General features: G+C 41.7%; 12 protein-coding genes and 1 pseudogene. 12 read left to right on the plus strand and 1 reads right to left on the minus strand.

Annotation, left to right across the window (positions count from 1 at the left end; all coding sequences use genetic code 11):
* Positions 1-291 precede the first annotated feature (291 nt).
* From QUA43_RS20605 to QUA43_RS20660, 12 genes and pseudogenes are all read left to right on the plus strand, one after another.
* Positions 292-549: a hypothetical protein gene (locus QUA43_RS20605; protein ID WP_333376150.1), complete on the plus strand. Its 258-nt coding sequence runs from the start codon at positions 292-294 to the stop codon at positions 547-549.
* Between the two features lie 351 nt (positions 550-900).
* A pseudogene (locus QUA43_RS20610) lies at positions 901-1050 on the plus strand (GDP-mannose 4,6-dehydratase); the annotation flags it as partial.
* A 56-nt stretch (positions 1051-1106) separates the two neighbouring features.
* Positions 1107-2030: an alpha-1,2-fucosyltransferase gene (locus QUA43_RS20615; RefSeq protein WP_333376151.1), complete on the plus strand. Its 924-nt coding sequence runs from the start codon at positions 1107-1109 to the stop codon at positions 2028-2030.
* A 150-nt stretch (positions 2031-2180) separates the two neighbouring features.
* Entirely contained in the window at positions 2181-3017 is an 837-nt protein-coding gene (locus QUA43_RS20620) for a hypothetical protein (RefSeq protein WP_333376152.1), read from the plus strand.
* Between the two features lie 280 nt (positions 3018-3297).
* Entirely contained in the window at positions 3298-4449 is a 1152-nt protein-coding gene (locus QUA43_RS20625) for a glycosyltransferase family 4 protein (protein WP_333376153.1), read from the plus strand.
* Positions 4450-4541: 92 nt separating this feature from the next.
* A complete protein-coding gene (locus QUA43_RS20630) occupies positions 4542-6545 on the plus strand; it encodes an ABC transporter ATP-binding protein (protein WP_333376154.1) in 2004 nt (667 codons plus the stop codon).
* A gap of 110 nt (positions 6546-6655) precedes the next feature.
* Complete coding sequence (locus QUA43_RS20635; RefSeq protein WP_333376155.1) at positions 6656-7897, plus strand: glycosyltransferase family 4 protein; 1242 nt, start codon at positions 6656-6658, stop codon at positions 7895-7897.
* A 143-nt stretch (positions 7898-8040) separates the two neighbouring features.
* Positions 8041-9015: a glycosyltransferase family 10 domain-containing protein gene (locus QUA43_RS20640; protein WP_333376156.1), complete on the plus strand. Its 975-nt coding sequence runs from the start codon at positions 8041-8043 to the stop codon at positions 9013-9015.
* A gap of 130 nt (positions 9016-9145) precedes the next feature.
* Positions 9146-10180, plus strand: coding sequence for a DUF2278 family protein (locus tag QUA43_RS20645; protein ID WP_333376157.1), 1035 nt, complete (start codon positions 9146-9148; stop codon positions 10178-10180).
* A 208-nt stretch (positions 10181-10388) separates the two neighbouring features.
* Positions 10389-11363, plus strand: coding sequence for an Npun_R2821/Npun_R2822 family protein (locus QUA43_RS20650; protein WP_333376183.1), 975 nt, complete (start codon positions 10389-10391; stop codon positions 11361-11363).
* A complete protein-coding gene (locus tag QUA43_RS20655; protein WP_333376158.1) occupies positions 11360-12232 on the plus strand; it encodes an Npun_R2821/Npun_R2822 family protein in 873 nt (290 codons plus the stop codon). Before QUA43_RS20650 ends, QUA43_RS20655 begins: the two co-directional genes overlap by 4 nt.
* A 230-nt stretch (positions 12233-12462) precedes the next feature.
* Entirely contained in the window at positions 12463-14361 is a 1899-nt protein-coding gene (locus QUA43_RS20660; protein WP_333376159.1) for an Npun_R2821/Npun_R2822 family protein, read from the plus strand.
* A gap of 124 nt (positions 14362-14485) precedes the next feature.
* Here QUA43_RS20660 and QUA43_RS20665 read toward each other — a convergent pair whose 3' ends face one another.
* Complete coding sequence (locus QUA43_RS20665; RefSeq protein WP_333376160.1) at positions 14486-15436, minus strand: NAD-dependent epimerase/dehydratase family protein; 951 nt, start codon at positions 15434-15436, stop codon at positions 14486-14488.
* Positions 15437-15621: the final 185 nt, after the last annotated feature.

Consider the following 15621-nt stretch of genomic DNA (forward strand, 5'->3'; position numbering starts at 1 on the left):
GATTTCTCACCCTTTTAATTGGATTGTACTCATTTCAAGACTGCATACATTTTCTAGCTTCAGTCAGGAAGTTTCACTGTGAACCAATTATTATTTTAATAGATAGAGTCCCGCGATTTTTATATCCCTTACTTTTGGTGTTCGGAAATGTGAGATTGCAGGCCGCACCGAAACACGAAAATCCTGTTTTAGCATCGCGACAAGCTAAGCTGGCTTTGTATCAACAATCTCCTTTTGAGAAAACTATTTATCTGGACTGCGATATTTGTTTGCTATCGCCAATATTAGGAAGTGTTTGACTATCTTGATGAAGTAGATTTGCTGATAACAGAAGACGTGCAGCCTGCGATTGCTAAAGCGGCAAATTTATTAAGAGTCAAGCAGGATATTCTGTCAACTTTGCAGTCTGTCGGGTTGCCACTAAATGAAAATAGCATTCAATACAATGGCGGATTTATCGCTTTTACGAAAAGCAGTAAAACTCAGGAATTGTTCACAATCTTTAAGAAATATTTCGATATGGTAGTGGCGCATCAAAATGTGCTATAGCAATCCTAAATCATTTGTGAATTTCTTACTCCCTCCCCTTGATAAGGGGAGGGCTGGGGTGGGGTAAAAAATTTACGACTCATTTAGGATTACTATACTCTTGGAAGACCAGGGCGCTTTTGCGGCTGCTGTTGAATCGGTGAAACCGAAAATGACAACTTTGTCCCCGGTTTACAACTACTTGGATAAGTGGAAAGATGTTTATACGATCGACAAACCGATTAAAGTAATGCACTGCACTTATCCTTACCGCCCTCAGTACGCGAAGAACGTGACGCGATCGCTCTTTACTAGAATAGTCGATCGCACGGCTACAATATTTTTACCAAATCAACTTAACAATCCCTTGGCGCGACTTACGGTGTACCGGAGAAAATTCCGCTCACAGAAGACCACCCGCAAAACCCGATCAATCCCTACGGTGCTACTAAGTTAATGGTAGAACGGATTTTGTCGGATTTTGACGCTGCGTACGATTTCAAGTCTGTTACAGCAAAGTTTGATTAATTCTTGTGGGGAGTAGGGGTTGGGCGTCCCGCCCGCCCCAAAAATACAATATGCTAATAATATCTGCTAAATCGGGACAACTCGGCAACCGACTGCTGCTTTTTGCTAATTTCATTGCTTGGGCGATCGAGCATAATTTGACTGTTCTCAATCCTGCTTTTGACGAATATGCAGAATTCTTTGTGGGAACCGCTGGGGATTTTTTGTGTTGTTATCCTCCTCCCTATTTTACCGCAGCAGGTAACAAGTTTGTCAGAAGTAAATATTATAATCTTATTAAGTATTTAAGCAATAAAAAAATATTAAAAACGCAAGAAGTAACCCGAGAAAAACCTTTTAGTTGGCTCAAATATCAGGAAATTGAACAAATCAATCACGGTTCAATTGTTTGTTTTCAAGGCTGGCTATTTCGAGATGGCTGGTTTGTAGAAGATGTCCCCAAGTTACACAAGTACGCCGACCCGATTAGAGCCTACTTTGCACCATTATATCGATATAGAATCAATGTAGATCGTTTGATGTTGAATTTAAAAAATAACTCTGATATGCTCGTCGGAATTCACATCCGTCAAGGGGATTATGCTCAGCATCAAAAGGGGAGATACTTTTACACCACTGAGCAATATTTAGAAGTCATGAATTCTGTGGCAAGGCTATTTGAAGGAAAAAAAATCAAGTTTTTGATTTGTTCTAATATTCCCCAAGATTCGAGTTTATTTGATAATTTTAACTGTGGATTTGGCAGTGGTAATTTAATTGAAGATATGTATGCTTTGGCTGAGTGCGACTATGTTGTCGGGCCGCCTAGCAGTTATACTATGTGGGCTTCTTTTTATGGAGATAAACCTCTTTATATGATCCGCGATGTCAATAAAACAATTAACCTGAAAGATTTTGTACATTTTTATGAATGGCAAGGAATTTTTCACAAACGAGATGACTGGAGTGAGAGCTTTTGGGAGTGGACACACTGAGGTAAATATAGCCTTTCTCAGAAAGATGAGGTACTCATGGGCATAGGGCATAGGGCATAGGGCATAGGGCATAGGGCATAGGGCATAGGGCATAGGGCATACCTCACTTTTTTGAGAACCGCTATAAGTAAATCAATAAGAAGTAAATCTATGAATTCAAATAAATTAGCAGTTAAGGGATTTATCACTATTTTAACCGGTCTTTACTCTTTCCAGGATTGCGTTCATTTTCTGGCGTCTGTTAGGAAGTTTCACCGCGAACCAATTATTGTTTTAATAGATAGAGTCCCTCTAATTTTATATCCTTTACTTCAGGTGTTTGGAAATGTCATATTGAAACCTGCACCGTCTCACGAAAATCCTGTTTTAGCGTCGCGGCAAGCTAAGCTGGCTTTGTACGGGGAATCTATGTTTGAGAAAACTATTTATATGGATTGTGATATTTGTTTGCTGTCGCCAATAGATGAGGTTTTTGATTTTCTTGACGGGGTGGATTTGTTGGTGACGGAAGATGTGCAGCCTGCGATTGCTAAAGCGGCAAATTTATTAAGAGTCAAGCAGGATATTCTGTCAACTTTGCAGTCTGTCGGGTTGCCACTAAAGGAAAATAGCATTCAATACAATGGCGGATTTATCGCTTTTACGAAAAGCAGTAAAACTCAGGAGTTGTTCACAAACTTTAAGAAATATTTCGAGATGGTAGTAGCACATCAAAATGTGCTACTCTTGAAAGACCAGGGCGCTTTTGCGGCGGCTGTTGAATCGGTGAAACCGAAAATGACAACTTTGTCCCCCGTTTACAACTACTTGGATAAGTGGAAAGATGTTTATACGATCGACAAACCGATTAAAGTAATGCACTGCACTTATCCTTACCGCCCTCAGTACGCCAAGAACGTGACGCGATCGCTCTTTACTAGAATAGTCGATCGCACGGCTACAATATTTTTACCAAATCAACTTAACAATCCCTGGCGTTTAAAATAATTAAAGTTTGTTGCAAACTGCATCAAAAACAACAAAATTCAGCCCAAAATTAAAAAAAATTAGCCTCAACATATCCGAAAATTTACCTAGAAGAATTATTGCTGGCTGGAATAACAGTCTTGGGTTCATTATTGTGTTTTTTTTACCAAAAGACGCGTTGCTGCCCTTTGCCCTGGTTAAAAACCCGGTTGCTTTGGTCGGGAGTGCGTGAGTCCGCATCGCCTTGACAAAAGCTCGGTTAAGCAGGAAAATTAAACAAATGTTTTAAACAAAATACTCAGTGAAAGTTTCATTAGTAGTGAGCGATTTGTCAGGAGGAGGTGCAATTCGTGCTTTTTTATTAGCTCAAGTCTTGATAGAGCTTAAATGTGATGTAGAAGTTGTTGGATTTCAGTTTGGCAAGGAATTGTACGCTACTCCTCCCAGAGAGATCCCGGTATGTGCGATACCGGGTAAAAATTATCCGGGGTTTTTAATGGATGCTCAAAAACTTTGGAAAAAAATAGATGGGGATATTATTTATGCAGTCAAACCTAAACCTACAAGCTTTGGGCTATCACTGCTAAAAAAACTGGCGACTCGCCACTTTATAATTTTAGATATAGACGACTGGGAACTGAGCTGGTACGGCGGAGATGAATGGAAATACCGTCCATCTTTCAAACAACTTTATCGAGATATTTTTAAACACAACGGTCAATTGAGAGAACCAGATAATCCGCTCTATCTCAAGTGGATGGAAAGTCTCATTCACCGTGCTGATGCAGTCACCGTTGATACTGAGTTTTTAAAACAGCGTTTTGGTGGTGTATATTTGCCTAATGGTAAGGATACTGAAATGTTCGACCCTGCTAAATACAATCCTGAATTGAGCAGACAGTGTTACGGCTTGTCCGGGTATAGAGTTCTGATGTTTCCGGGGGCACCGCGACCTCATAAAGGCGTGGAGGATGTTTTGATGGCCCTCGAAGAGTTAAATGAGCCTGATTTAAAATTAGCGATCGTCGGTGGGAGTCCTTATGATGATTATGATGATAAACTTGTGAAACAATGGGGGCGTTGGATTATTAAACTGCCAAGGTTTCCAGTGGAGACAATGCCGTCCGTTGTAGCGGCGGCTCATGTTGTCGTTGTTCCTCAGCGAGAAACTCTCACAGCCGTGGCTCAGTTTCCGCTCAAGCTGACAGATGGCATGGCAATGGCTAAGCCTGTTTTGTCTACGCGAGTGGGGGATATTCCAGCAATTTTAGGAGGAACGGGTTATTTAGTCGATCCGAGTTCTCCCGCTCAAATTTCACAAAAAATTCAATGGATATTTCAAAATTGGACAGCGGCTAATTTACAAGGAATGAAAGCTCGGGAAAGATGTGTGAAAAAATATAGTATTCAAGCAATGAAACCGATACTTTCAGATATAATCGCAGGTATGTAAATGTTATTTTAAAACAACTCACGGGAGGAAGAAAAGCTGGCTGTTATTAAAGAATATTTTGAGATGCCGTACTGTTTAGCTGGGAATGCTTCATGTCTGCCAATAAGCTACTCCTAAAATTTGCCAGACGATATCCCGGCAGGATTTTCTTAACTGTGATGCTGGGCTTTTCTGGCGCTTTATTTAACGGTATCAGCACTACTCTGATTGTACCAGTGCTTTTAAGTTTTTTAGATGAAGCTATCGAGCTGCGTGGCGCTCCACCTCTAATTAAAACTTTGATGTATCCCTTTGAGGGAATGCCCGGAAATCAGCGTTTAATGTTGATGACCGGGGCAATTGTGCTGGCAATTTTTTTAAAAAATGTAGCGAGTTATATCAATACTTTAGTAGCTACTTCTCTGACTCGATCTCTGACTTTTGATTTGCGAGAAGCAGGCTTGCGGTTGTTGTTAGAAGTAGATTTAGATTTTTACTCTAAAACTAAAGTCGGGGATTTAATTAATAGATTGGGCGGAGAGATTGGTCGGACGGCTAGTGCAGTTGGTACGGCCATCGGAATGTTTACTACCTCAATCACGGTTTTGGTGTTTGTGGGTCTGCTACTTTCGATCTCGTGGAAACTGACGGTGACAGCTACAGTTTTGCTGGCGTTAGTTGCTTGGGCAAATCAATATATTATTAACCGTTCCAAGCATTTTGGCCACCTGCTTTCTGAAATGTCGAAAGATTATTCGGTTAGGGTGCTGGAAACCATTACGGGGATTCGGCTGGTCAAGTCAACGGGGAACGAGGAAAGGGAGTATCAGCGGATCAAGCATTTAATTCAAAGGCGAGAAAAAGCGGATTTTCAGGCTCAGGTAAATTATGCGGCGATCGCCCCAATTAACGAAGTTGTTAATTTGATCGTTATAATTTTGATTGTATTTATAGGTCGCACAATATTTGCGAATGAGATAGAGTCTATTGCTACAATTTTATTAACCTATTTATTGGTACTGTTTCGATTAATCCCTTTAATTTCACAGTTGAATAGCGGGCGCAGTCAATTTGCAAATACCTCGGCTAGTGTAGAGGTGGTTAATGATTTTTTGAGCTGCGAGGACAAGCCATTTATGCTGAACGGTTCTGTGCCTTACACTCATTTGCGATCGGGAATTCATTTTAATAAAATATCTTTTAGTTATCCTAACCACAAAAATTTAGTTTTGCAAGGAATTGATTTATTTCTACCTCACGGCACTACTTTGGCTTTGGTAGGAACTTCGGGTTCTGGCAAGTCAACTTTGGCAGATTTACTGCCGAGATTTTACGATCCTACTGAAGGTCATATCTCGCTAGATGGCAGGGATTTGCGCGAATTTGACCTGAAAAGTCTGAGAAAAGCGATGGGTATTGTTAGCCAAGATACGTTTTTGTTTAATGCTTCAGTGCGCGAAAATATTGCTTATGCTAGACCCCAAGCGACTGAGGAAGAAATTGTGGAAGCGGCGAAGGGGGCGAATGCTTATGAGTTTATCCAATTGTTGCCGGAGGGGTTGGATACTCAAATTGGCGATCGGGGCGTGATTTTATCGGGAGGGCAGCGTCAGAGAATTTCAATTGCTAGAGCCCTACTGCAAAACCCGGAAATCTTAATTTTAGATGAGGCAACGAGTTCGCTGGATACGGTTTCGGAAAGGTACGTGCAAGCGGCGATCGAGAAATTGAGTTGCGATCGCACAACCTTAGTCATCGCCCACCGCCTCTCCACAGTCCAAAAAGCCAATAAAATCGCCGTGATCGATCGCGGACAAGTAGTAGAAATGGGTTCCCACGAAGAATTGCTAGCAAAAGGAGGTTACTACACTCGCTTGTATTCAGTGCAATTTGCCGAAGAAACCGCTCGCGATGAAGCTCTAATTAGAGGTTCTTACGAAATTCGCACTCGCCTGACTCCCATGATAGCTTACCTCAAAATGCTAGTAGATGAAATGGTAGACTCTCCCGAAGAAAGAGACGAGTTAATCAGAGAATCATTTCACTCTGCTGCTAATATTTTCACGACTTTAGAATTTATAGAAAATACTATTAAGCGTCAGGCTGTTAAAAAGTAGTCATTAGTCATTAGTCATTAGTCATTAGTCAACAGTCAACAGTCAACAGTCAACAGTCAACAGTCAACAGTCAACAATTACCAATGCCCAATGCCCAATGCCCAATGCCCATGTCTAAATATTATGTATTTTTTACCAGAAATATCTTGCCGCAACCCAATGTAGCCAGCTTAGTTCAAGTTGCACACTCTGCAAATGCCGCAGCAAACCTCGGTTATCCAGCAGTTTTGGTATACCTCCGCAAAGGCTGGAGTGCTTTGAATCCGGTTGATTTGCTTTTTCCTTTTCAACCCAGGAAACCCGATAACAAACTTGCCAAAATTTACAATATTCAAGATAAATTAAAAGTAGCAGATTTACCGATGCCGTGGCCGATCGACCTTTGGGACAGCAAGTGGACGAGTGCGAGTACAATAATCTCAAAATACTACTTACCGATTCACCTGCTTAAATCCACTAAAATTGTCCACACCCGCGACTGGAACTTTGTCAAAGCTGCCATTAAAAACGGTATTCCCGCTATCTACGAACAGCACCACCACGAAGAAAAGCAATTTGAATCAGAAATTACCCGCCATCCTCTATTTCAAATTGCTGTAACTGTTGCAGATACCGTGCGAAACAGCATGATTTTGAATGGGATGCCTCCGGAAAAAGTAATTACGCTGCACAACGGTTTTAACCATTTGTTTCTCGCGAGACAAACAGAAGCTGCTCAGAATTGGCGACAGCAATTATTAGAAGATGACAGACAGCATTTAGCAGTTTATGCAGGGGGACTTTACCCGTTTAAAGGTGTTGATATGTTGGTGGATGTGGCTAAGGAATTGCCGCTGGTTCAATTTGCGATCGCCGGCGGTGATTCATCCCAAGTAACAGCCTACCAGCAGTTAGCCAAATCCAAGCAAGTTAACAACATTAAATTTCTCGGCTACTTGCCACAAAATCAACTGGCTAGCTTGCTGCAAGCAGCCGATGTTTTGACTCACCCGCACTGTTTGACAGAGGCCGCGACGTTCACATCTCCTTTAAAATTTTTTGATTACATGGCATCAGGAACTCCAATTGTGGCGACGGAGATTGCATCTTTAATGGAATTTAAATCGGGAAATATAGCAGCAACTTGGTGCGAACCAGATAACCCGCACCACTTCGCGCAAAGCATTCGAGATTGTTTAACTAAATATCCGAGGAAAATCGAAGGTTATGCAGAAACAATGAATTTTGTCAAGCAATTTTCGTGGGAAAATAGGATAGAGAGAATTTTAAGTTATGTGGATGACCAAGTGCGATATCCCATCATTCAAAATTCCGTAGGGGCGGGTTTTACCAACAATCATCGCCTAAAATAAACAATCTCATAAACCCGCCCTGCCAAATGCAAAAACCACATTTATTATCAGTAGGGGCGGGTTTAACCAACAATCATCGCCTAAAATTGATAATCTCATAAACCCGCCCCGCCCACACGCAAAAACCAGAGTTATTACTAATAATGAACCAAAAAATCATCGGCACAATCACCACCTATCCAGGCATGAACCAAAGCGACTGGCTGTGGCAACAAACCCCCCAAAACTTCGGCAAATGGGGAAACATTCAAATGCTCGCCAACCACCCAGAACCAGACTTTTTACTCATGTATCAATTCGACTTTCCCCGATCGCCAAAACAGCAATCCTGGCTCGACAAAATCCGCCGTCCAAGCCCTCAAAACCCAGAAAATGACATTCGAGACAAATTGCGCGGTGTCCCCAAGGAACGCATAATTTACCTGATCCGCGAGCCACCCTTACCAGAAGTTATTGAGATTACTAAAGCCAATTACGAACAAGCCAAACTTTATTGCGGTTACGTTTCCGGGCCCGACGACTTCGCACCAAAACCAGATTATATGCCCGCGATTTGGTATCACTCTAACTCGTTTCGAGAACTCGATGAAATGCCTGCGCCGCCGAAAACTAAATCCTGTTCTTGGATTACTTCAGGTGTTAGCCGCAGCGCCAGTCACCGCCACAGATTAGATTTTATCAAATTGCTGCAATCACAAGAATTAGACTTTGACCTTTACGGGCGAAACTTGCCAACTTGGGCGCGCGGGAATGGGACGGTTAACAATAAATGGCACGCTGTCGCACCATACTATTACAACTTAGCTATTGAAAATTATGCCGAAAACGATTGGTATGTCAGTGAGAAGCTTTGGGATGCTTTGTTAGCTTGGTGTTTGCCAATTTATTACGGCGGTTCGGCGGCCGATAAGTTGTTGCCGGCAGGGAGTTTTCTGCGGCTGCCCAGTCTGGATGAGAAAGGAGTAGAATTTATTAAAGAGGTTGTAGCTACTGCGGATTATTGGCATGAAGCCAGGGATAAAATTGCCGAAGCCCGACAAATCATTCTCCACGAATTAAACTTGCTCAATTGGCTGTCTAAGTTTGTATCTCAGGAAATAAATTTTAATGATTCGTAAAAGCCAGAAACCCGATTTCTATCATAAGTTATTGGGGGGAGGGGTGACAGGATGAAGGGGCGGTTTGACTGGCCAGTACGATCGCTCTTGTAGAGTATGTTGTATATTTTGAAGTACCGAGGATAAGCTGATGGCTTTAAAGAATTACGGTGTTTTAAAAGGTCGTCCTGTGGGACGGCGTTTGGCGATTACGTCTAATGCTCATTACCAAGTTCACTTAGTTTCGGAAGATACAGACTACCGAATTGCTATCAACGTAAAATCGCAGGTAGAACCGTCGGAATTAGAGTATTTGGTTGATGAAAATTTCTCTTATCCCATTTTGGCAGATTTGGCAGATTTGCCTTTGGGCTTCAAGGAACTGGAGAGAAAGCCCGGTGGTTTGGCACTTGATTTTATTCGCGGTAATTTGTTCGATCGCACTAAAATGATACCTCTACCCTTCGATGTACCTGGTGCGGATAATGACTTAAACGAGAAAATTGACAAATACGTGCAGCGGGCAATGTCGGATGAATCAGCTCATATCTATGCTTTCGGCGAGAAATGGGGGCCCGAAAGAATCAAAGACAAAATCTTCGGCTTTTTGCCCGGTAACGGCATTCACGACATCCACATGAATCAGGGGAATGCCGGCAAGTTTGCGAAGGATAACGGCGTTTGGCAAGACGGCGGAATGCTGTTACACTTCCCGTCAGAAAACCGCTGGGTAGGCATTTTCCTCAAGTTTCAATCGCAAACTTGGCACACTGATGACGATTTGGGACAGCGCATCGACACTATACCCTCACCCATTATCGGCAAACCTGCTGTCAAACCTGTCGAAGCAGCTACAGTTGAACCTGACTATATTGTCAGAATTGTGGCGGCGTTAGTAAGTCCTGTGGGTGAAGATGCTGGAAAGGAAACCGTAACGCTGCTGAATGCTTCACCGGATGCAATCGATTTGACTGGATGGTCGATCGCAGATAAGTTAAAAAACAAGCATACCCTTTCTGGTACGGTTGCTGCTGGTGCTTCTCTGGTCGTTACCTTGCCACCAAACGTGCAACTGAGTAAAAAAGGTGGCTTGATCACGCTGCTGAATCAAGAAGGTCTGAAAGTTGACGGCGTGTCGTACACTGAGCAACAAGCACAGCGCGAAGGTTGGACGATCGTGTTTTAATTAGTTCGCGATCACACGGGTGGTCAGAAACCGGGTTTTTTTGCGAGAATACGCGTTACAGCCGACAGAAACAGCAAAAAACCCGGTTTCTTTGATAGTTCTGGACGCACAGGCTGTCAGCCCTTGTAGGGTGCGTCGCTACAAACAATTCTCGCTACTTACAAATATTCGACAAGCGACGCACCCTACCACAATTTATTCACTAAATATGAATGGAATTTGCACGCTAGCCAACGATACAGTTTACGATCAACTAATTGCCTTGCTCAACAGTATTGAAGTTATCTTAGGCTCAAATACTCCCGTCTGCATTTATCCTTTCGACGAGCAGATACAGCAAATCCAAGCTGAAATTGTCAACCGTCCCAACGTCTTTATTTATGAAGATAGCGCATCTATTCAGCGATGGGACGAATTCATGCAAGCAGCCGCACCAGAGCGTTTGAACCGCAAAAAATTTCGGCTTTACGGCGCACACCGGCGGTTTTGCGCTTTCGACGGCCCGTTTGAAAAGTTTATCTACATGGATGCCGATACTTTGGTGATGAATTCCCTTGATGCGGTTTTTCAGAAGTTAGAGGAATCGGATTTTGTGGTTTATGATTTTCAATTTCGCGACCCAACTAAAGTATACAATATTCAGTCACCAAAACTCCTCGAAGTTTTTGAGCAAAATCGGATAGACTCGGAAATATTTTGTTCTGGATTTTACGCCAGCAAGCAAGGATTGTTTGAGCAAGATACTAGAGAATGGCTGTTAGCTCAACTGCAATCGGGCGAGGCGGAAATTCTCTATGAAGGTGCGGGAGAACAGCCGTTGCTCAATTATATGGTGATGAAAACGGGGATGAATAGCTATAATTTTGCTTATAGCCTCCCGGATGGCGAAAAAACTGGGTGCAGCGTCACTTCCCCACATTTCCAAGAGCAAGATAACATTTTGTACGACAAGGGAAACCGACTTACTTACATTCATTATATTGGCGTGCCGCCCGATTTAATTCGGAGAATTTGTGCGGGCGAAAATATTGAGTTTCCCTATCGCGATTTGTTCCTGCATTACCGCTATCTCCGCGAACCCTCCAAGCGTCCGATTTTTGCCCAAGCGCCAAAGTCTTATACTGAGGTTTCTGCGCCGAATTTGTTAAAAAGGGTATTGAGAAGGTTGAGGATAAATGTATGAGTCGCGGTATTTATATTGTTGCGAATGATAAGGTGATCGAAAGTGCGATCGCCCTTTTAAACAGCATACGTCTGTACAATTGTCAAGTACCAGTTTTTCTGATCCCCTTCGACGACAATTATCAGCAAGTCGCAGTCGCACTCAGCAGTCTCCACGGGGTTCAACTGTTCCCAAATCTGGAGTTTGTGGAACAGTTTACCAGGGAAATTGGCCAAATGTTCGATCGCAACTTTTTAGCCCTCCCCAACAAAATGCGAAAACTCGCCGTTTGGTTTGGCCCGCTTGATGAATTTCTGTACATCGATACCGATATCATCGTCTTTGAAGACATCGCAGCCAACCTAAACAAACTATCAGAAGTAGACTTTTTTTGCTGCGACTACCACCACCTCAGCGAAAAACTGCGAAATGTATTTTCACCCGCTGTAAAAAAACAAAATATCTTTACCGACTCACAGCTTCAAGATGTATTCAACAGCGGTTTTTGGGCTTCCAGAAAAGGAACTATTACAGAAGCGCAAATGTATGAGATTTTGCGAGAATGTTCGCAGCATCGAGAATATTTTGACTTTACTCAAAATGTCACAGACCAACCTATACTAAATTATATTATTCTTAAGCTGATTCCCAAGCGCTGCAACCTTGTTCAAGCTTCACCAAGCGAACCTGGAAGCTGGGCTGGTTCCAAGCATTTTCAAGAAATAGATTATGTTCTTTATGACAAAGGCAAAAGGTTAAAATATATTCACTGGGCGGGAATACCAATTAAATCGGGTAGTCCTTATTGGCAAATTTGGAAACATTATCGTTATCTCAATGAGGAACAACCAAATTTAGTGCAAAAAATATTTCGGGCTTTCATTCAGTAGGTGAGGATAAAATCATATGTTGTATCATTATCAACACGCTTTGAAGAACAGGCAAGATGCCTGTTCCTCAATTCATAAATTTGGGGGTGTTTTTGACACCAAACAAGCTTTGGAGAACAGGCAAGATGCCTGTTCCACAATCAATAAATTTTATTTCTTGTGGTGTGGGCATCTTGCCCGCACCTAAAAAGAAATATATATGCGCTGGGTTACTTATTAACTAAAAAACTATGGCTGACGGCATTTATATTCTGGCAAACGATGTTGTTTTCGACCACTTAGTCGCTTTATTGAACAGTCTAGAAGTCAATGGGGCAAAAGATATTCCTGTTTGCATTATTCCCTACGATGAGAGAATGAAAAAAGTGCAATTAGAAATTGCAACTCGTCCTCATGTCACCCTGTTTGAAAATACCGATTCCATCCATTTCTGGGAAGACTTTGCCACTCAAGTTTGGAAAACTCATGCCAAAGCTCAAAAAGTATGGAAATCTAAAGGTCTGAAACCTGTTCAATGTTTAGAGATGCACCGAAAATTATGTTGTTTCGACGGCCCTTTTGATAAATTTATCTATTTTGACGCAGACACTCTGTTAATGGGTTCTCTCGATTACATTTATCAAAAGCTTGATAATTTTGATTGGGTAGCAAACGATTTTCAATACAAATCCGACCTCAATTATATATTTGATTTTTCCTCCCCAAAATTACCTCAACTTTTAAATGTGGATGAACTGCAATCTCATACTTTTTGTGCGGGTTGGTTTGCGTCAAAAGCCGGGGTTTTTAATCGAAATAATTGCTCTCAATTTTTAGAAAATTTAACATCAGGAGAAGCAGAAATTATGTCTTTACGGGGCGCTGACCAATCTTTACTTAACTATTTAGTCGCCCGCAGCAAAATCTCTTTTTACAACTTTGCATATGCTCAACCCGAACAGGTAACGGGAAATCATTGGTCTTCTCAATTTGATGTGATAGATTATGTTCTATATGACAAAGGACGGCGGCTTACTTATTTGCATTACATGAGTATTTCGGCTACCAAAATTAATCTATTGTGTGCTGGTGAAGATGTGGAAATTCCCTACCGACAGGTATTTCTGCACTACCGTTATTTGAAGTCGCCGGAAAAATGCCCCAAACTCAAATCCCCAAGTTTGCTAGTGCGCGGATACAGAAATGCCAAAACCTTTGTCAGGCAAAAAAATATCAACTTTAGGTATAGATTGGCAAATACAGAAATGAATATTTTGCGAAAAGCTGGCCGAAAAATTCGCAGTTTACAACTGGAAAATAAAGTTTACCAACAGTATTACAAAATTATGATGGACTTGCGGACAAGCCTTCTAGGCGTTCGCTTAATTTCCATTCGGCGTCCGTCTGTGGGTAACAGAAGTAAAATATCTCTAGCTATTACCCATTTTAACCGTTCTAGTTTGGTTGTCGGTGCATTGTGCAATGCTTTGTATGACGATCGGATTGATGATATTATTATTTACGATGATGCTTCCTCTCCCGAAGAGTTTTCTAGGATGCAAGCAAATATAGCAAACTTGTCACCTAAGATTTCTATCCGCAGAGGTGAGCAAAATTTTGGTGCGTATAAAAGCAAAATTATTGCTATTTCCCACTGCAAAAATGAGTGGGCAATTATTCTTGACTCTGACAATGCCTTGAGCGAAACTTATGTCGATAGACTCTACCACATAACTGCATGGAATCCTAAGCTAATTTACTGTCCGATATCCGCCAATCCCTACTTTAATTTTAAATTATATTCTGAGACAGAAATCAATCTTGAAAAAGCACGAGAATTAATTCTAAATAATCCCAACCCTAAATTATTTCGCAATTTTATTAATGATGGCAACTACTTCGTCAATGTACAGAAATACCTGGATTGTGCCGAGGATAATCAAGATATTTGCGTGCAAGCTTCCGATGTCGCCGCTTTCAATTATTTGTGGTTAAAAAGTGGCGGCAGCTTGTATGCTGTGAGTAATTTAAGTTATTATCATCGGCAACATTCAGGCAGTTATTGGCTAAGTACAATGACTGATTCTAAAAAAGTTTTGAATAAAATTATCGAAGCCATTACTAATCACAAAGAGTGCGATTTTTTCTAAAAAACAATGGTAAAATCGCAGCATTTCGCTTGCAGAGAAATCTCAAAAGTTGGGGAATTCAAAAATTTCACAATGTTCAATTTAAGTTGCGGAATTTCTGGGATAGATAGCATCTAAGTGTACTCTAACTGTACACAGACTGAATCCACTCCCATTCGCGCCTTAAACCTTCTTCTAAAGCAACCTGCGGCTGATAACCTAAGATTTTCTGGGCTTTAGACACATCCGCGCTAGTGTGCCGCGCGTCTCCCCTCGCAGCTTCAGTAAAATCTATCCGAATAGGTCGATCGACAATTCTCTCTATTGTATCAATAACTTCTTTCAAAACCACGCGACTTCCCCCACCAATATTAAAAACTTCCCCCGCAGCTTCGGGAACCTCAGCCGCCGCTAAATTCGCCGCAACGCAATCGCTGATAAACGTAAAATCCCGCGTTTGCAATCCGTCGCCGAAAATAGAAATCGCCTCATCAAACAAAATCGACTTAAAAAACTTGTGAAAAGCCATATCGGGGCGCTGTCTGGGCCCGTAAACGGTAAAATAGCGCAGGGAAGTAGTCGGAAGGCCGAAATTCTGGTAATAAAGCCCGCACAAACGTTCACCGGCTAATTTCGTAATTCCGTAGGGAGAAACCGGCTGCGGACAAGCGTTTTCATTCGTGGGAAAAGATTCAGCATTGCCGTAAATGGAAGACGATGAGGCATAGACAAACTTTTTCAATCTTGGCGCATCTTTGGCCGCTTCTAACAATACTTGAGTGCTGTTAATATTGCGTTCGGTATAGCTGCGAAAACCGTCGCCCCAGCTAGCACGAACTCCTGCTTGCGCCGCCTGATGAAATATTACCTTAGTATCGGATAAAAGCGATCGCCAATTTAGAGATAAAATATCGCCTTCCACCAATTCAAAACCCGGATACTTTTCAAATCGTGCAATATTCTTGCGCTTGAGATCCGGATCGTAATAATCATTGAACTCATCAACACCGATCACCGTCTCGCCTCGATTTAAAAGAGTTTCTACTAAGTTAGAACCAATAAATCCCGCCGCACCCGTAACAATTAAAATACTCATTCGATTTTAGATTTTAGATTTTAGATTTTAAAACTTTTACACAAATTCTTGTCTAAGCTGTCATTTTCTTCTTTCTCTTCCTCTGCGTTCTCTGCGTTCTCTGCGGTTCAAAAAGCATCAAATAGGATTAATCTTAGATAACTATCAACCCCTTCCTTCTCACAAAAGAGGTTGATAGTTAACTT

Origin of the sequence: Microcoleus sp. N9_B4 (assembly GCF_036701635.1) — a bacterium.
Taxonomy (GTDB): domain Bacteria; phylum Cyanobacteriota; class Cyanobacteriia; order Cyanobacteriales; family Microcoleaceae; genus Microcoleus.

Bases quoted from the DNA above. Each gene is read 5' to 3' on its own strand.
- QUA43_RS20615 (WP_333376151.1), top strand. From the start codon at position 1,107: ATGCTAATAATATCTGCTAAATCGGGACAACTCGGCAACCGACTGCTG.
- QUA43_RS20620 (WP_333376152.1), top strand. From the start codon at position 2,181: ATGAATTCAAATAAATTAGCAGTTAAGGGATTTATCACTATTTTAACC.
- QUA43_RS20630 (WP_333376154.1), top strand. From the start codon at position 4,542: ATGTCTGCCAATAAGCTACTCCTAAAATTTGCCAGACGATATCCCGGC.
- QUA43_RS20635 (WP_333376155.1), top strand. From the start codon at position 6,656: ATGTCTAAATATTATGTATTTTTTACCAGAAATATCTTGCCGCAACCC.
- QUA43_RS20640 (WP_333376156.1), top strand. From the start codon at position 8,041: ATGAACCAAAAAATCATCGGCACAATCACCACCTATCCAGGCATGAAC.
- QUA43_RS20645 (WP_333376157.1), top strand. From the start codon at position 9,146: ATGGCTTTAAAGAATTACGGTGTTTTAAAAGGTCGTCCTGTGGGACGG.
- QUA43_RS20650 (WP_333376183.1), top strand. From the start codon at position 10,389: ATGAATGGAATTTGCACGCTAGCCAACGATACAGTTTACGATCAACTA.
- QUA43_RS20655 (WP_333376158.1), top strand. From the start codon at position 11,360: ATGAGTCGCGGTATTTATATTGTTGCGAATGATAAGGTGATCGAAAGT.
- QUA43_RS20660 (WP_333376159.1), top strand. From the start codon at position 12,463: ATGGCTGACGGCATTTATATTCTGGCAAACGATGTTGTTTTCGACCAC.
- QUA43_RS20665 (WP_333376160.1), bottom strand. From the start codon at position 15,436: ATGAGTATTTTAATTGTTACGGGTGCGGCGGGATTTATTGGTTCTAAC.